Annotated in this window: 18 protein-coding genes; 8 read left to right on the top strand and 10 right to left on the bottom strand. The window is 39.5% G+C overall.

Translation table 11 applies throughout. The features are described 5' to 3' along the window. On the bottom strand, nucleotides 1-1,485 hold the full coding sequence (locus ACQY4U_RS11845; protein WP_428329622.1) for a sodium:solute symporter: 1,485 nt from the start codon (nucleotides 1,483-1,485) through the stop codon (nucleotides 1-3). Nucleotides 1,486-1,652: 167 nt separating this feature from the next. Between ACQY4U_RS11845 and recR the strand changes: the two genes are divergently transcribed. Genes recR through ACQY4U_RS11830 form a run of 3 tightly spaced genes read left to right on the top strand, consistent with a single transcriptional unit; the run spans nucleotide 1,653 to nucleotide 3,908 of the window. Further along, entirely contained in the window at nucleotides 1,653-2,270 is a 618-nt protein-coding gene (recR, locus tag ACQY4U_RS11840; protein ID WP_428329621.1) for a recombination mediator RecR, read from the top strand. Nucleotides 2,271-2,272: 2 nt separating this feature from the next. Next, complete coding sequence (locus tag ACQY4U_RS11835; RefSeq protein WP_428329620.1) at nucleotides 2,273-3,106, top strand: glycosyltransferase family 2 protein; 834 nt, start codon at nucleotides 2,273-2,275, stop codon at nucleotides 3,104-3,106. Continuing rightward, nucleotides 3,093-3,908, top strand: a complete 816-nt coding sequence (locus tag ACQY4U_RS11830) for an SDR family oxidoreductase (protein ID WP_428329619.1) — start codon at nucleotides 3,093-3,095, stop codon at nucleotides 3,906-3,908. The genes ACQY4U_RS11835 and ACQY4U_RS11830 overlap by 14 nt, the downstream gene beginning before the upstream one ends. Nucleotides 3,909-3,910: 2 nt before the next feature. On the opposite strand, the gene ACQY4U_RS11825 is transcribed toward ACQY4U_RS11830, so the two are convergent. After that, nucleotides 3,911-4,879 (bottom strand): ion channel, encoded by a 969-nt coding sequence (locus ACQY4U_RS11825; RefSeq protein WP_428329618.1) that lies wholly within the window; start codon nucleotides 4,877-4,879, stop codon nucleotides 3,911-3,913. A 215-nt stretch (nucleotides 4,880-5,094) separates the two neighbouring features. On the opposite strand from ACQY4U_RS11825, the gene trpD reads away from it, so the two are divergent. From trpD to trpA, 4 genes are all read left to right on the top strand, one after another. Then, nucleotides 5,095-6,084, top strand: coding sequence for an anthranilate phosphoribosyltransferase (gene trpD, locus ACQY4U_RS11820; protein ID WP_428329617.1), 990 nt, complete (start codon nucleotides 5,095-5,097; stop codon nucleotides 6,082-6,084). Nucleotide 6,085: 1 nt separating this feature from the next. Further along, nucleotides 6,086-6,709 (top strand): phosphoribosylanthranilate isomerase, encoded by a 624-nt coding sequence (locus ACQY4U_RS11815; protein ID WP_428329616.1) that lies wholly within the window; start codon nucleotides 6,086-6,088, stop codon nucleotides 6,707-6,709. Next, on the top strand, nucleotides 6,709-7,890 hold the full coding sequence (trpB, locus tag ACQY4U_RS11810; RefSeq protein ID WP_428329615.1) for a tryptophan synthase subunit beta: 1,182 nt from the start codon (nucleotides 6,709-6,711) through the stop codon (nucleotides 7,888-7,890). Before ACQY4U_RS11815 ends, trpB begins: the two co-directional genes overlap by 1 nt. 90 nt (nucleotides 7,891-7,980) lie before the next feature. Continuing rightward, nucleotides 7,981-8,751, top strand: coding sequence for a tryptophan synthase subunit alpha (gene trpA, locus ACQY4U_RS11805; RefSeq protein WP_428329614.1), 771 nt, complete (start codon nucleotides 7,981-7,983; stop codon nucleotides 8,749-8,751). A gap of 33 nt (nucleotides 8,752-8,784) precedes the next feature. On the opposite strand, the gene ACQY4U_RS11800 is transcribed toward trpA, so the two are convergent. Together ACQY4U_RS11800 and ACQY4U_RS11795 are read right to left on the bottom strand one after the other, a co-directional pair. Further along, the gene (locus tag ACQY4U_RS11800; RefSeq protein ID WP_428329613.1) at nucleotides 8,785-9,405 is read right to left on the bottom strand and encodes an L-threonylcarbamoyladenylate synthase; all 621 of its coding nucleotides are present in this window, start codon (nucleotides 9,403-9,405) and stop codon (nucleotides 8,785-8,787) included. Between the two features lie 125 nt (nucleotides 9,406-9,530). Beyond that, the gene (locus ACQY4U_RS11795; RefSeq protein WP_428329612.1) at nucleotides 9,531-10,067 is read right to left on the bottom strand and encodes a YceI family protein; all 537 of its coding nucleotides are present in this window, start codon (nucleotides 10,065-10,067) and stop codon (nucleotides 9,531-9,533) included. Nucleotides 10,068-10,587: 520 nt separating this feature from the next. Here ACQY4U_RS11795 and ACQY4U_RS11790 point away from each other — a divergent pair. Beyond that, a complete protein-coding gene (locus ACQY4U_RS11790) occupies nucleotides 10,588-12,726 on the top strand; it encodes a tetratricopeptide repeat protein (RefSeq protein WP_428329611.1) in 2,139 nt (712 codons plus the stop codon). 37 nt (nucleotides 12,727-12,763) lie between these two features. On the opposite strand, the gene ACQY4U_RS11785 is transcribed toward ACQY4U_RS11790, so the two are convergent. From ACQY4U_RS11785 to ACQY4U_RS11760, 6 genes are all read right to left on the bottom strand, one after another. Further along, complete coding sequence (locus ACQY4U_RS11785) at nucleotides 12,764-13,927, bottom strand: glycoside hydrolase family 172 protein (RefSeq protein WP_428329610.1); 1,164 nt, start codon at nucleotides 13,925-13,927, stop codon at nucleotides 12,764-12,766. A 6-nt stretch (nucleotides 13,928-13,933) separates the two neighbouring features. Next, complete coding sequence (locus tag ACQY4U_RS11780; protein WP_428329609.1) at nucleotides 13,934-14,767, bottom strand: amidohydrolase family protein; 834 nt, start codon at nucleotides 14,765-14,767, stop codon at nucleotides 13,934-13,936. Then, nucleotides 14,761-15,564: an SDR family oxidoreductase gene (locus tag ACQY4U_RS11775; protein ID WP_428329608.1), complete on the bottom strand. Its 804-nt coding sequence runs from the start codon at nucleotides 15,562-15,564 to the stop codon at nucleotides 14,761-14,763. Before ACQY4U_RS11775 ends, ACQY4U_RS11780 begins: the two co-directional genes overlap by 7 nt. A 69-nt stretch (nucleotides 15,565-15,633) precedes the next feature. Next, entirely contained in the window at nucleotides 15,634-16,911 is a 1,278-nt protein-coding gene (gene fucP / locus ACQY4U_RS11770) for an L-fucose:H+ symporter permease (protein WP_428329607.1), read from the bottom strand. 127 nt (nucleotides 16,912-17,038) lie between these two features. After that, entirely contained in the window at nucleotides 17,039-17,401 is a 363-nt protein-coding gene (locus ACQY4U_RS11765; protein WP_428329606.1) for a DUF1304 domain-containing protein, read from the bottom strand. Between the two features lie 53 nt (nucleotides 17,402-17,454). Continuing rightward, nucleotides 17,455-18,012, bottom strand: a complete 558-nt coding sequence (locus ACQY4U_RS11760) for a histidine phosphatase family protein (protein ID WP_428329605.1) — start codon at nucleotides 18,010-18,012, stop codon at nucleotides 17,455-17,457.

The raw sequence follows: 18,012 nt of genomic DNA, 5'->3' as shown, positions 1-18,012 counted from the left end.
TTACAATGTTGCCAATTTTGTTTTAGATTTCGAAGTAACCAGCAAACCAAAAAAGGTAATCAGCCCATTCACCAGTATTAATTCGTTATCAAAAACATACCCGCCCATTAATGCCGCCGAGTGGGCACTTAAATAATAGCATATGGCCGGGGATATGAGGCAGATAAAGGGTACCAGCTTATCCATCACCTGCCTGTTACCTGCAAATAATCCGAAAGAATATAAGCCTAATAATGGCCCGTAGGTATAAGATGCCACCTTGAATATAGCGCTAACCACTGCCCCATCATTAATTGAATTAAAAATGATAATGGTTAAAAACATTAGGCCCGAAAATGCAATATGTACATAATGCCGGGTGCTCACCATTTTTTTTGAGTTAGCATCCTTCTTTTTGTTGAACCCTAAAAAGTCAACACAAAAAGAAGTGGTTAAGGCTGTTAAAGCAGAATCTGTTGTTGCAAAGGTTGCAGCCGTTAACCCAAGCATAAACACCATAGCTGGCACTAATCCCAAATATTTAAGCGCTATGGTTGGATAAAGGTAGTCGGTCTTTTCTACTTTGATGCCGTATTTGGCGGCATACAGGTAAAGTAACGCACCTACACTTAAAAAAAAGATATTGATCACCACAAAAACAGCCGTAAAGCTGAACATGTTCTTTTTTGCTTCGCGGATATTTTTCAGGCTCAGGTTTTTCTGCATCAGGTCCTGATCAAGCCCGGTCATGGCTACGGTAAGGAATAAGCCACCTATAAATGCCTTGCTGAAATGAAACTTGCTACTCATAAAATCATTAAAGAAGAAAACCTTGGAGTAGCTGCTGTTCTTTATGGCTTCGGCAGCTTCAAAAATATTATAATTAAGGCTGTGGCAAATAAAATAAATAGACAGGAATACAGATGATACTAAAAAAAGAGTCTGCAAGCTATCGGTAATTATAATTGTTTTTAAACCGCCTTTAAAGGTGTATGACCATATCAGCACTAAACAGATTAAACCCGTTATAGCAAAGGGTACATGATAGCTATCAAAAATAAATTTTTGCAGCACAATTACTACCAGGTAAAGCCTGAAAGATGAACCGATAACCCGGCTGATTAAAAATATACCGGCTGCTGTTTTATAACTCCATGCCCCCAGTGCACCTTCAATATAACTATATATCGAGGTGAGTTTCAAGCGGTAATAAAGCGGCAGTAAAACTGTTGCTATAATTATAAACCCGGCGGCATTACCCAACACAAACTGAAAGTACTCAAACTGATCGCCGGTTACTGCGCCAACTTTGCCCGGTACCGAGATAAAGGTTACCCCGCTAAGCGCTGTACCAATCATTCCAAAAGCTACCAGGTACCATTTTGAATTGCGGTTAGCTACAAAGAAAGTATCATTATCGGCGGATTTTCTGGAGGTTAACCATGATATGATCATCAGCACCAAAAAATAGCCTATTATAAATGTTAGTAATACTCCGGGAGACATGTTTTTCTTTTAGTCCGGAAGTCGGTTAAGTCCGAAGGTCCGATGATTTTTAAAGTTGATTATAATTGTTGCAAATTACAAGTATTGTTAACTCTTAATATTACCGGGACTTAATTTTAGGACTTTCAATATCCCTGATTTTTGCTACTATTCATTATCTTCGCACAATGAACTTTTCATCAAAGTTACTGGAGGATGCCGTTGCCGAATTTTCAAAATTGCCGGGTGTAGGTCAAAAAACTGCTTTACGCCTGGTATTGCATTTACTTAACCAGGATAAAAGTGATGTAGAAAAATTCAGCGTTACCATCAGCAAGCTGCGTAACGAGATCCAGTTTTGCCGTATCTGCCTCAATATTTCCGATCACCCGGTATGCCAGATCTGCGCTGCTCCCAAACGGGATCACAGCACCATTTGTGTGGTTGAAGATACACGCGATGTAATGGCGATTGAAAATACAGATCAGTATAACGGCGTGTACCATGTGTTAGGTGGCCTAATATCGCCAATGGATGGCGTCGGCCCGTCAGACCTTGAAGTTGACTCATTAATTGATCGCTTAAAAGACGATGACGTTAAAGAAATAATTTTTGCCCTCAGCGCCACAATGGAAGGCGATACTACCCTGTTTTACTTACATAAACGCTTAAAATCTTTTGATATAACTATCTCAACTATAGCCCGTGGCATAGCTTTTGGTGGTGAATTGGAGTATGTGGACGAAATAACCTTAGGACGGTCTATCGCTACACGTGTTCCGTATATAAATTCACTGTCAAAGTAGGTATGAAGCTATCCGTTATTATTGTCAACAACAACGCTTGTATATTACTAAAACAAGCACTAAACTCTTTAATTAATGCTTGTAAAGGCATTGAATATGAGTTATTTATAGTAGATAATGCATCTACTGATAATTCTATTGCAATGATAGGCAGTGATTTCCCCCAGGCAAAGCTGATTGCCAACCTTACGGATGTGGGCATTGCGAAGGCAAATAACCAGGCAATAGCACAATCAATTGGCGAGTATATTTTACTGGTCAGTGCGGATACAATAAGCGTCAAAGATTCGATACAAAAGATGACTGCCTTTATGGATCAGCATACGGAAGCTGGAGGTTTGGGCATCAGGATGCTAAGCCCGCAAGGGCGTTTCCTTACCGAGTCTATTCATGGTTTAACCACACAATGGTCATCATTTTTTAAGTTTATCGGCTTTGCAAAACATCTTTCAAAAACCCGCTTACAGGACAGGAACAGGAAAGATTGGGTAGAGGAATTTCAGATAGCCGAGGTCGACATATTAAATGGCGCATGTATGCTGCTGCGCAGATCGGTTTTGAATGAATCAGGAATGTTTGATGATCGGTTCTTTAAATATGGTTATGATATTGACCTGTCATACAGAATAAGGCTTGCTGGTTTTAAAAATTACTACTTTCCAAAAACATATATCATTAACTACGGGATACTTAGGGCTTCCAAATTTAGCTGGACTTATATTAAGTATTTTTATGGCGCTATGTTTATATTCGCCGCAAAATATTTACTAAGGGTGCCTGAAATTAAGGTTGAGGGCCTACCACAGCTATTCCCTTCAACGTATGAAGTTAAATGATAAAATCGTAGTTATAACAGGTGCATCTTCAGGTATCGGCAAATCATTAGCCGAAGAATTTGCTAAACGCGGTGCAAACCTTGTTTTAGGTGCAAGGCATTTTGTTAACCTGTGTACTATAACCCAGCAGCTTGAACAGCAATACGGTATTAAAGCAGTAGCAGTTCAGTGTGATGTTACCATTGAGGCAGATTGCGAGCTTTTAATTAAACAAGCGTTAGTTACTTTTGACAGGGTTGATATATTGGTGAATAATGCGGGCATCTCTATGCGGGCATTGTTTAATGATGCTGATGTTAATGTTTTAAAATCAGTAATGGATGTAAACTTTTGGGGTACAGTATATTGTACTAAATATGCAATGCCCGAAATATTGAAAACACAGGGCAGCATAGTAGGCGTTTCGTCAATTGCCGGTTATAAAGGCTTACCTGGCCGTTCAGGATACTCAGCATCAAAATTTGCGATGAATGGTTTTTTAGATTCGTTACGGGTTGAAAATTTAAAAACTGGCGTTCATATATTAACAGCCTGCCCGGGCTTTACCGCATCAAACATCCGTAATACTGCTTTAGATAAAGATGGAAATGAACAACGTGAAAGTACTTTGCACGAAGAAAAAATGATGACCTCAACCGAGGTGGCAAAGATAATTGTTAACGGTGTTGAGAAAAGAAAACGCACCCTGATTATGACCGGGCAAGGAAAACTAACCGTTTTGCTCAGTAAATTTTTCCCTAAGTTATTGGATAAACTGGTTTATAACGTAATGGCTAAAGAGCGTAACTCATTATTAAAGTAAGGTTAAACTCCATCCCCTATTTTTGATAACTCAAAAGGTACATTATCACTGATCTTACTTAAATCCAATACAATGCGGCCAGTTTCATCACGGTCAAAAACTGGAGTAAATTTGGCCCCCCATAAAATTTCATGTGCCTGGTACTGCGTACGTGAATGGACCGTTTGCGAAAACGTATCGTCAAAAGCACGCAGTAATATAGCAAAGCCAGCTTCTGATGCTATTAAATCCTCCTTGCTCATACCCGAAAGCGGGCTGTTAGCATCAAGCGGGTGTACAATTGTCCAGTTTAAGGTAAGTACACTTACTTTGCTGCGTTCTACCTCCAGCGGATAAAAACGCCTGGTAGTTTTACCATCCACCGTTTCATTATAGGAAAAAATAATCTCAATTTCCAAATCTATCAGCATGTTCCTCCGTAAATTTGCCAGCCTGAACATTACACCCCGGCCGTTTTCTAAATAAGGAGCTACCAATATGTTTTTACTGAATATTATTTGTGCCGAAGGCCTTGAAAAGCGACCATATAATAAACCTGTTGCAAGCGCAAATGCCAGTAAGCCCATCATGGATTCCAATGCCGCTACACTGTTTGTTCCCATACCCTTCGGGCTGATGTGCCCATACCCCACTGTTGATATGGTTTGTGCCGAAAAGAAAAAGGCATCCATAAAATGACTGAAGTGCGTATTGCCCGAAGTACCATCAAGACTGTTCGGCCCAAATGACATATAAATAAAAGCAAACACCACGTTAATAGTCATATAGCAGCTAACTACCAACAACCAAAACTTGCCCCAGCTCATGGTAATAAGGGTATGATAGTTATTGGCAGTATTAAAAAATGGCAAACCAACCCGCTTTACATTGGGCGATCCATCTTTATTCATCAACGGCTGGTTTTTGATAACCGGCTGCGGGCCAAAGCCCAAATCATCTTCTGGGTTTATTTTACGTTGATGTATGTTCATAATAAGATGATATAAGCGTTATGCTTTTGTAAAAATATCATTCTGCTTGCTTTTAGAAAAAAGTATTTCCATATTTGTACCATAAAATAATAATGAGAACATTAAACAACAATTGGTGGTGGCTTAACGAGAGATCGTAAGGCAATTCCATTTTTGTTTTTTCAAAATATTCAGAAGGGTTGCCATATTTGGTAACCCTTTTTTTATATCCCGACATGAAAAAGATTTTAAATCACCTTTTTGAACACAAAACATTTACCCGCGAGCAATCAAAAGAAATTTTGACCGCTATTGCACAGGGAAAATACAATAACTCGCAAATGGCAGCCTTTATGACGGCCTATTGCATGCGCAGCATTACAGTTAGTGAGCTGGAGGGTTTCCGTGATGCCATGTTGGAGCTTTGCCTGCCTATCGATCTGGAAACTGACAATGTTATTGACCTTTGTGGTACAGGCGGCGATGGTAAGGATACTTTCAATATATCAACCTTAGCATCGTTTGTTGTTGCCGGTGCAGGCTATAAAGTAGCTAAACACGGTAACTACGGTGTTTCATCAGGCTGCGGGTCATCAAACGTGATGGAATACCTGGGCAGCACTTTTACAAATGATGCAGATACCCTGAAAAACAATATTGAAAAAGCTAATATCTGCTTTTTACACGCACCGCTTTTTCATCCAGCCATGAAAACAGTTGCCCCTATCCGCAGGGAGCTTGGGGTAAAAACATTTTTTAACATGTTAGGGCCGTTAGTGAATCCGGCAAAACCAAAAAATCAATTGGTGGGGGTGTTTAATTTAGAGCTTGCCCGTGTTTATGCTTATCTATATCAAAAATCAACCACCAAATACACCATAGTAAATGCGCTGGAAGGTTATGATGAAGTTTCATTAACCTGCGATTTCAAAACATTTTCTGCCGAAGGCGAAAAGATAAACAGCATTGAAGCATTAGGCTTTGAAAAACTTAACCCAAACCAGATATTGGGTGGTAACAGCATCAAAGAATCTGCGGATATTTTTATAAGTGTTTTAAAAGGCGAAGCAACCGAAGCACAAAACAACGTGGTTTTATGCAATGCAGCCCTGGCCATTAAAACAATAAATACCGAAAAAAGCTTTGCTGATTGTTTCTACGAGGCTGAAACTGCCCTATCAGGCAAAAAAGCATTAAAAAGCTTTGAAACCTTAATAGCTAATTAACATGAGAATAAAGGTTTGCGGCTTATTCGACCCGGAAAATATTAAAGCTGTTGCTGCTTTAGAGCCAGATTATATGGGATTTATATTTTACAGCAAATCGCCAAGGTTTGTTGATGATTTGCAGGCTGAAACATTGGAGGCCATCCCTTCACACATCAATAAAACAGCAATTTTTGTGGATGAAACGGCCGAGAACATCAGCAAGCTGATTGATAAGTACAACTTTGATTTTGTACAACTACATGGTAATGAGCAGCCAAACTTTTGCAAAGCCCTTAGAGAAAAGGCCATTGTGATAAAAGCATTTGGCCTTAATGCTGATTTTGATTTTAATCAGCTAGATGCTTACAAAAAAAAAGTAGATCTATTCCTGTTCGATACCAAAACAGAGGTGCATGGCGGCTCGGGCAAAACGTTCGACTGGCGCATACTTGATAAATACACTTTGGATGTGCCATTCCTTTTAAGTGGCGGCCTTAGCCTTGATAATATAGACGAAGTAAAAAAAATTGATCATCCTAAATTTTACGGTGTAGACCTGAACAGCAAGTTTGAGGTATCGGCAGGGATTAAGGATATTAATACACTACAAAAAGCATTTGACATCATTAAACAAGAAAACTAATGAACTACGGAGTTAATGAACAAGGATATTACGGAGATTTTGGCGGGGCATATATTCCCGAAATGCTTTATCCTAACGTTGAAGAATTACGCCTGCAATATTTATCTATTATAAGCGATCCTGATTTTATAGCTGAGTTTAACCAGTTATTGAAGGATTATGTGGGCCGGCCTTCGCCCCTATATCATGCTAAAAGATATTCGGAAAAATACGGGGCTAACATATTTTTTAAGCGCGAGGATCTGAACCATACCGGGTCGCACAAAATAAACAATGCCATTGGCCAAATACTTTTGGCAAAACGCCTGGGTAAAAAACGCATTATAGCCGAAACCGGAGCAGGTCAGCATGGCGTTGCCACGGCCACCGTTTGCGCGCTTATGGGGATTGAATGTATTGTTTACATGGGCGAAGTTGATATGGCCCGCCAGGCACCCAACGTATCGCGCATGAAAATGCTGGGTGCAAAGGTTGTTCCGGCTACTTCAGGCAGTAAAACGCTAAAGGATGCTACCAACGAAGCCATGCGCGACTGGATTGGCAATCCGGTTGATACCCATTACATCATCGGTTCGGTAGTTGGCCCGTATCCTTACCCGGATATGGTAGCTAAATTTCAATCTATTATCTCGTTCGAAACTAAAAAGCAATTATTGGAGCAAACCGGTAAAGAACTACCTGAATATGTAATGGCCTGTGTTGGCGGCGGCAGTAATGCGATGGGTATGTTCTATCATTTTTTAGATGATGAAGATGTTAAACTAATTGCTGTTGAAGCAGCAGGCAAAGGAGTTGATACCGGACATTCGGCAGCAACAACCGCACTTGGCCGCGAAGGTGTTTTACACGGCAGCCGTACCATTTTAATGCAAACAGCAGACGGGCAGGTAGTTGAACCCTATTCAATTTCGGCCGGGTTGGATTATCCGGGTATTGGGCCGCAGCATGCACATTTATATAAAATTCAGCGTGCTCAATATGTAAGTATTACTGATGATGAAGCATTGCAGGCAGGCCTGTTATGTTCGCAGTTAGAAGGTATTATCCCAGCTATTGAAACTGCCCATGCACTGGCCTACCTGGACTATATGAAGTTTAAGCCAAATGATAATGTGGTGATCTGTATTTCGGGCCGTGGCGATAAGGATTTAGATACCTATATCAAGTATTTCGGCTTTTAATTATCGGGAGGTTTAAATACCACCCTATTTAAATTAATATAATTATACAGTTAAAACCGTGGTTTAACAATCACGGCAAACAAACAACAAATGAACCGTTTAAACCAGCTTTTTAATACAAAAAAGGATAATTTATTATCTATCTATTTCACCGCAGGGTACCCTGAGCTTAATAATACACTTAACATTGCCGAGGCATTAGAAAAAGCAGGTGTTGACTTTTTAGAAGTTGGTTTCCCCTACTCTGATCCTGTTGCTGATGGGCCAACCATTCAGCATAGCTCAGAAGTGGCATTAGAAAACGGGATGAACCTTAATGTATTATTTGAGCAGTTAAAGGATCTGCGCAAGCGTATAACCATCCCCATATTATTAATGGGCTATGTTAACCCAATGGTACAATATGGTGTTGAAAGGTTTTGTAAAAAGGCTGCCGAGGTTGGTGTGGATGGTGTTATAGTACCTGACCTGCCTATGTACGAATACGAAACGTTGTACGCCAAATACTTTATTTATAATAACCTGAGCAATATATTCCTGGTTACCCCGCAAACATCTGAGGATAGGATCCGTAAGATTGATGAGTTAAGCAACAGTTTTATTTACCTGCTTTCATCATCCTCAATTACAGGTGGCAATTTACAGGTATCGCTTAATATTGAAGATTATTACAAGCGCATAAAAGCCATGCAGCTAAAAAACCCGGCAATAATAGGCTTCGGAATCTCTGACAATCAATCGTTCAACAAAGCCTGCGAATATGCACAAGGGGCCATTGTAGGCAGCGCATTTGTAAAACTTTTAGGAACCAAAAATTATTTAGAGAAAATACCTGCTTTTGTAAAGTCAATCAGGCCGTAGTAAAAAATCGGGTAAAGGGCGACGCTCTTCTATTTATAAATACAGATCCAATTCCCCTTTACCCTCACGGATAACCTCAAAGTCGCCATTTGTACAGTCGACAACCGTCGAGGCTACGTTATCGCCATAACCGCCATCTATCACCAGGTCAACTAAGTTCTCATACTTTTCGTGGATCAGTTCCGGGTCGGTAGAATATTCTATTATTTCGTCGTCGTCCTTTATAGATGTCGAAAGGATAGGGTTACCCAGCATTTTAACAATTTCTCGTGCTATATCATTATCGGGCACCCTTATACCAACTGTTTTTTTGTTGGAGCTTAACAGCTTGGGCACATTATGATTGGCATTAAAAATAAAGGTGAACGGCCCAGGCAATGCCTTTTTCAAAACCCTGAAAGTAGTATTATCTATAGGTTTTATATAATCTGATATATGGCTCAGATCATAACAGATAAAGGAAAAGTTAGCCTTTTCGGGTTTGATGTTTCTGATCTTGCAGATGGCTTCGATAGCTTTATGATTGGTAATGTCACAACCTAAACCATATACAGTATCAGTAGGATAAATAATGAGCCCTCCTTTGCGCAGTACCTGTACTACTTGTTCTATGGCTTTTGGATTTGGATTTTCAGAGTAGATTTTAATAAGCATGATGTAATACAAATATACGAGGCAAGTGCCATTAAAAAATAAAACCATCCTGTTTAAAGAATGGTTTTACCTATTTATATTGTTATATGGCGTTAAATGACCGGAATAATGCCCCGGCCGGCAAATTAAGCTTGTTTTGCAAACTGTACGTTGATAAGCAATTTAATATCCTCACCTACTACTATCGAGCCTGCTTCGGTTACACCATCCCAGGTTAAACCAAACTCTTTACGGTTAATTTTACCGGTAACTTCAAAGCCAGCTTTGGTATTTCCGTAAAAATCGTTTGTTTGGCCACCATATTCAGCAGCTAACTTAACAGATTTAGTTATGCCTTTAACAGTAAGATCACCAACTAATTCAAATTCATCATCACCTGTTTTTGTGAACGATGTTGATTTGAAATCAATTGTAGGGTATTGAGCTGCGTCAAAAAACTCAGCCGATTTTAAATGTTCGTCCCTTTGTGATTGATTGGTATCTATGCTATCAATATTTAATGAAAATGAAATACTTGCGCCATCAAAGTCTTCGCTTTCAGTTTCTAACGAACCTTCAAAGCTTTTGAAAAAGCCGCTTACGGTTGATATAACAAGGTGTTTTACCTTAAACTGAACTTCTGAGTGCATTGGGTCAATTGACCATTTTGTTGCTATTGCCATGATTTTTTTAATTTTTGATTGTTTTATTGATACAAAGGTAAATAAATAGATGTTTAAACATGTAAATTGATTATTAAATTTACACTCGTTCAACAATGTATTTAAGATAACTCATTATCTCCCTAATTGTTATTTAAAACTTGAAGGTTTAACAAAGTATTTTCACTCCTTCACAGGTATTAATCATTTAATAAACCCTACGTAACCCTATCTTAACTTAGGTAGTTAATAGTAGTTGATCATTACAAACACAACTGATTTAAATAAACATATTGGGGATTATTATCCCCTGTTTTTTAATTAATAACCATAAGCCTATAATTTGCGTATTAGGCAAACCATTGTTTTTACAGAAACATAAAGTGCTTTTTAATAGATTTTAGGCCATAAATTTAAATTACACTGGTTTTATCTATCTTGGTAGTGTAAATTGGTATTGTGTAAAATTTATTGAAGCAAGTGTTTAAATTATTCAAAATATTTGGCTTATTTATTGCCAATAATTGATATTATTAAAATTATGAAAAGACTATTAATTATAATTTCTTTTTTACCATACCTGGCCTTTGCTCAAACTGCTGATGAATACCTTAAAATGGGTAACGAGAAATCGGCACAAAAAAACTATAAGGGTGCAGTAGTTGATTTTACTAAATCTATCCAGTTAAACAGTAATAATGTTAAAGCTTACCTATACAGGGGTAACGCTAACAGTAACATTAATGATTATACTGCTGCAGTTGCTGATTTTACCAAGGTTGTAAGCTTTGATCCGGGTAATGCCAATGCGTTTTACTATCGAGCCAATGCCAACAGTAATATAAAAGCTTACAAAAATGCTATTGATGACTATACCAAGGCAATTAGTTTAGGCTTGCGAAATGCCGATATTTATCATTACCGCGCTAATGCCAAAGTAAACTCAGCTGATTATACAGGCGCAATTGAAGATTTTAACCTTGCAATTGGAATAACTCCCGGCAATGCCGAATTGTATGAATACAGGGGCGTTGCCAAAACTAATCTGAACGATAATAAGGGTGCCATACTTGATTATGATATGGCTATAAAATTAAACCCGGCCAACGCTGATGTTTATTATTACCGTGCAAATTCAAAAGGAACCATTGCTGATTATGATGGTGCTATAGCTGATTACAATACAACCATCAGGATGAACCCGCGTAATGCAGAAGCTGTATTTTACCGGGGCAATATGAAAACCAATTTAAAGGACTATAAGGGAGCCATTGAAGACTATAAAAAAGCCATCAACATGAACCCTAAGTTGCCAAACCTTTATTATTACCTGGCCAAAGCAATAAGCAATACAAACGATGTTAAAGAAGCTATTGTTTATTTTGATAAAGCCATAGCACTTGACCCTACAAACGCCGAACTTTATTTATACCGTGGTATAGCTAAAAGCAAGCTTGATGACAAGCAGGCAGCTATGGACGATTATAATAAAGCTATTGAGCTTAAACCACAGTTTTCCGAAGCTTTTCAAAACCGTGCCGACCTGAAAATCTCCACTAAAGATTACCAGGGTGCATTAGCCGATGCCAACAACGCGGTAAGCTTTGGTAATAATGCCGATGGCTACGCGTATGTTACCCGTGCTAAGGCCAAAACAGCTTTGCAGGATACCACAGGTGCGATGGCTGATTTTAACTCGGCCATTAAAAATAATCCTAAAAACACCGATGCCTTTTTTGGCAGGGGGATGGTAAAAATAGCATTGGTTGATTATAACGGCGCCATAGCCGACTTTACTAAGGCTATAGAAGTATTCCCGGGGAATGCTGATGCTTACCAGTATCGTGGAGTATCCAAAAGCAGGATAGGCGATAAAGATGGTGCTATTGCCGATTACAGAAAACAAATAGAAATTGATCCAAAAAACCAACAGGCTTATTTACGCTTAAGCAAGGTACTGATAGATGATAAAAATTATACAGAAGCCCTAACCTTGTTAAACAAAGCGATCACCCCTAATAATAAAGACGGAAAACTTTTAGTTGCCCGCGGTGAAGCAATGAACGGATTGGGCGATACCAAAGGGGCCATTGCAGAATATAATAAAGCGATGGCGCTTGATACCAACGCCATTTCTGTTGCTTACAGCGGCCGTGCTAACACAAAATTAGGCCTTAAGGATTATGTGGGTGCCGAGGCAGATATTGATAAGGCCATAGAGCGGGATCAGAATAATGATGAAGCCTATTTCTTTCGTGCTAATATCAAAATGATCCAAAAAAATTATGAGGGCGCTGTTTATGATTACATCAGTGTTTTACTCATCAATCCTGATAATATAAAAACCTATGCCTACCGTGGCCTGGCTGAAAGCTATTTGCCGGATACCTCAGGTATGCAAAGCGATTTTAATCATGGCATTAAACTAAGCCCTAAAAACGAGAATAATTATATTTTACGTGCAAAAGCCAAAGTCAATTTAAAAGACTACGCCGGCGCATCAAGGGATTTTAATACAGCCATCGAATTGAATAAAAAGAATTACGACAGCTGGTTAAGCCGCGGCCTTTACAAAGAAAGCCAGGGCGATAAAGCCGGTGGTTGCGCCGATTTAAACAATGCGCTTGCATTGGGATCAAAAGATGCGGTTGATGCTTTAAAACGCTATTGTAATAAATAACATAATTCCGCTGACGTCTTAAACAGCTAAATAAAGATCAGTTTACCTCTAACTGATCTTTTGACGGGAATACAGGGAAAGCGCCGTGCGGATCACTTTGGTACCAATAAACTACTGATGCAATATCATCCTGCAAAGGCATATAACGCCCGTCAGCATGCCAGCCAAGGTCTTGTATAGTTACTTTAAGATCCTTGTCAAAACGGATAGGATCAGTAATGTGCCAGCGGTAAAGGCCAAAACGCTGGGCTACTTCATAATGCCCATCTCCCCTTATTACCTGAGGCAAGCCGGTATAAGGGCTGCAAAATTCGGTATATTCACTGCTTTCAACCCCTGCTTTATTTTTATGATGCGTATCAAAATCGTATGATCCGCAAAAATAATCTTCTGTCCCTGTTCCGTTAATGGTTGGGAATTTGGTATCGCCATCCATAAAAAACTTAATCTCGCCCTCGCCCCACCACCCATTTTTTAAGGACCCATAAGCAAGGTAAGTGCCCACGTACTGGCCTTTGCCTACAATACCATCAACCAAAACATAATCCTTTTTTAGCGGCAGTGGATTTACCCTGCGAAACTGCGCATGGAAATACCCTGCATCCCTGGATACGTCGGTTAGGGAATAATCAACCTGGTAGTAGAGCACCATGTCTGCATCGTCAATATTCTCCATTGTGATGCGGCATTTTTTTCGGAACGGCATTGGCCAATAGCAATTAAAAGCGCTGCCTGGATTTACCACAACTGCTAATGATTGCAGCGGCGAATATTTTCCCCATCCCATACAAAAAAAGTCGCCAACGGGTGCTTCTACCGATGGTGTGGTTTCATCATCCCAGTAAAAGCGGATTATGGAGAAGCGCCAGTTCCCTGTGGGTGTCATCCAGATATGCTGAATAGCACCCGAGCCATCTATTTCGGCAATGGTATATGTTGTATGTTTTTTGATCACCACACTGGGGCTTACTTTCCAGGTTTGCCCTAATTCTTTTGAAGCCCCTGCACCGGTACCTGTTGTTGCCATACCTCCTTTTCCTTTTTCGCCATTAAAGTTTTCAGGACTTATAGACCTCGTTTTAGCATCCGACATCCGGTATAAATTACCAAGGTTAACATCAATACCATTAAATTTTTCCTGTGCGTTAGCAAATCCCGTTACGCAAACTATCATTAAAACAATGAGTACTAACTTTTTCATACTATTCTAATTAAGTTTATAAAATTCTGTTGCATTAAGTCCCCAAAAGCGAGCCTGCTCGTTGGCCGAAAGTTTCGAGGCGTAATTTTTTACTACCAACATCATCTGGTCATAACCACCTGCGAGATTGCAAACCGGCCAGTCGGAACCAAACATTACCCTTTTTGAGCCAAATGCCTCAAACACAATATCTAAATACGGTTCAATATCGGCCATCGTCCAATCTTTCCAGTCAGCTTCAGTGATCATGCCTGAAATTTTACAGGATACGTTTTCGTGTTTTGCAACAGCCTTAATGGCATTGCCCCACTTGTCCATATTTTTATGTTTAATATCAGGCTTTGCTATATGATCAATTACAAATCGCTGTGATGGAAATGTCTTTATAAATTGATTGGTGAAACCCAACTGATCTGGAATTATCAGGATATCATAGGTAAAATCATAGTTCTTCAATGCAGTTATCCCTTTCATAAAAGCCGGGTTAAGCATCAGGGCCCTGTCTGGCTCGCCCTGCAAAATATGGCGGAAACCTTTTATCTTTTCAAATGTGCTATAGTGTTCTAAACGCTCCGTGATATTGGGTGACCGCAGATCTACCCAGCCTACAACCCCTTTTATAAAGTCATTGTCCGCTGCAAGCGAAAGCAAAAAATCTGTTTCTGTTTCGGATTGATCTGCTTGGATGGCTACGCATCCGGCTACCTGGTACTTGGTTAAAAGTGGGCTTACATCACGTGGCATAAAATCCCGGCGAATAGTATACATGGATTCATCTATCCAGCTATCCCTAACCGCATCATATTTCCAAAAGTGCTGATGTGCGTCAATTTTTAACATAATAGGTTTTGTGCATTTGCTAAAGCCCTGTCAAGGTGCACATATCCACCGTCAACATAAATAAGCTGTCCCGTGGTATGGCTTGATCTTCCGGATAGTAAGAATAACGTTGTATCAGCAATTTCCTCGGCAGTGGTCATCCGGTTCCCTAAGGGGATTTTAGCCTCAATCTCTTTCAATTTCTCCTGCGGATTGGGCAGTGTATTTATCCAGCTTTCATACAATGGTGTAAAACATTCGGCTATTACTATGGCATTAACCCTTATGCCATATTTTAAAAGCTCAACGGCCCATTCGCGGGTTAAAGCATTGCGCCCACCATTTGAAGCCGCATATCCCGAAGTATTGCCCTGCCCTGTATCTGCCGTTTTTGAGGTGATGTTTAAGATAGCTCCTTTCGATTCCTTTAATGCCGGTAAAGCATAATGAGCCATTAAATAATAATGAACCACATTTTTATGCAGCGATGCCATAAATTGCTCATAGTTACCGCTTTCTAAACCTACACCATCATTAACACCGGCATTATTAACCAGGCCATCTATCCGGCCTAATTGTTGCAAAACACTATTTACTACTTTTTCACACTCGGCAGGATTAGTAAGTTCGGCAACAAACTGACAGGCTTTGCCGCCTGTTGATTCAATTGCTGTTACCACCTTAAGGTTATCACCCTCGCTCCTGCCTACAATTACCGGTATAGCACCTTCTTTTGCCAGTGCTTTTACAATGCCCTCGCCAATTCCCTTTGCACCACCGGTAACTATTATTACCTTGTTTGTTAATCCCAGATCCATCTTTTAATTTTTTAATAAATTATTCAACAAGTTCTGCAGCTATCCTTTTATTTTAGATTGACAGCACGTTTAATGCGCTGCAACCATTTCTATATTCTTCACCTTCAAATTCCGGTAGGCGAAATAAAATATATAAAGAAAACACACAATTGGAACTAAATAAGCCATTTGTATATTACTCATATCAGATACCTTGCCCATAATCGGCGGAATTACAGCCCCGCCGACAATCCCCATAATAACTAATGACGACCCCAACTTAGTTTTTGACCCTAATCCCCTGATGCTTAGCGAAAACACCGTTGGGAACATGATCGACATAAAAAACGCAACCCCCATTAAAGCATAAACAGAGAATTTAGCATGAAGCGTAACCGCTAATATTAGTAAGCCAACATTTATTAAACAATATAAGGCAAGCAGTTTTACAGGGTTGATAAAGCGCATCAAGAAGGTACCTATAAACCTGCCGCACATAAAACCGACTAAAGAAATGGTTAAAAAAACGGCAGCAGATTTTTCGCCCATTCCGGCTACTCTTTCGGCAAAGCGGATAAAAAAACTTAATACACCTGCCTGTGCACCTACATAAAAAAATTCGGCTAAAACGCCTAACATTAATTGTTTTTGCCTGATAAGGCCGCCAAGCTTTTTTAAAAGGGATTGGTCTTCATCACCGTTTAAATCATCGTCTTTTTCAATAATCTCGGGCAGCTTGGTTTTAAATATCAGGATGGCTACGGTTAAAACCACTGCCCCAATTATTAAATAAGGAATTTGAACGGCTGATGCTTCCTTACTCAGATAGGTATTGATTTGGGCAGGTGTCATCCCGGCTTCCTGGGCAGCGGTATGGTTTATGCCTGATAAGATGAATCGTCCTCCCAAAAAAGGAGCTAAGGAAGCTGCCAGGCCATTAAATGATTGCGAAAAGTTGATACGCTGCGTTGCCCCTTCCGGATCGCCCAAAACAGTTATGTATGGGTTAGCTGCGGTTTCTAAAAATGCGGCCCCACTAAAAATTATAAATAAAGCAGCTAAGAAAAACACGTAGCTGCGTACAGCCGCCGCAGGATAAAAAAGGAATGCCCCTATTGCAAAAAGAATGAGCCCTAATAGTATACCGCCCTTATAACCATACCGTTTCATAAACTGTGCGGCAGGGATGGGCAATAAAAAATAAGCAATATAAGAGGCTGAATCAACATAGGATGATTGCAGATCGGTTAGCTGGCAGGCCTTTTTTAGGTGGGGTATTAGTATTGGATTAAGATTTAAAGCAAATCCCCATAAAAAAAACAAGGAAGTGATGAGGCCTATTGCATAAAGATTTTTGTTCTTTGGCATTTAAGAGCGCGTTTAATTGGTTAATAATTTGGCGCCCTTAAGATAATTATTAAAATGTATCCTGTACAGTATATATTTTAATTGATGCAATTTTAAATGTATTGATTAGCTACTATCAACCAGCTAATTACATATATTTAGTAAACAGCAATAAGGTTATGGCAATAAGAGCTGGTAATGCCTGGATATAAAAAATTCTTTTTGTTACGGTTATAGCACCATAAATGCCGGCAACAGCCACACAACTTAAAAAGAATAAGGAAACATTATTTTGCCAATAAATGTCATCAATAAAAAACGACCATATTAACCCGGCTGCTAAAAAACCATTGTATAAACCCTGGTTGGCAGCCATTGATTTGGTTGCTGCAAACAAGGCGACAGGAAATTTAGTAAATACTTTAGGCCCTCTTATAGTCCATTGAAACATTTCGAGCCATAAAATATAGCTGTGTATCAGTGCTATAAATGCTACTAAAATCCTGATCATTAATTCCATCAATAAATGTAATCAGAATTTTAATACACAACTCAAGGCATCACTTAAAAAGAACAGTTAGAGGTTGGCGCTATGCCCTCTTTATCTTTTGTTAATACGGCATTTCCATTTTTATAGGTCACTATCCAGATGCTGTCATAATCATCAGCGGGCCATTTCAGATTTTTGTCTTTTACCCCCAAAGCCCAGGCTATGTTATTTAAAGCCTTGTGCTCCCAAACCACCAATACGGTGCCGGTTCTTTTTTGTAGATTTTTCGCTAAAGAATCTGTATCATCCACATCATAATTACTGTTTACCGAAAGATCATACTTAATAACAAAGGGCGATATGGTTTGAAACATACGCACATGTGTAGTTGATTTCCCCGGGTTAAGTTCCGGAACGTATACATCTGCCGGAATACCAAACTTGGAATAAATTACCTTCGAAAGCTGCATAGCACGGTTAAGCCCCTGGCAGCTTAAGTTATCACCTTTTGCTGATTTTTCGCCATGACGGATAATTATAATTTTTAACGGACTGGCCGGCTGGCAGCTTACAGAATTACTAACCCCGATAACAATAAACAACAACAGGATAAAGTGGCTATATTTTTTCAT

This window comes from Mucilaginibacter sp., from assembly GCF_965277465.1.
In the GTDB taxonomy this organism is placed as follows: Bacteria; Bacteroidota; Bacteroidia; order Sphingobacteriales; family Sphingobacteriaceae; genus Mucilaginibacter.
This window is presented reverse-complemented; position numbering and strand designations above follow the sequence as displayed.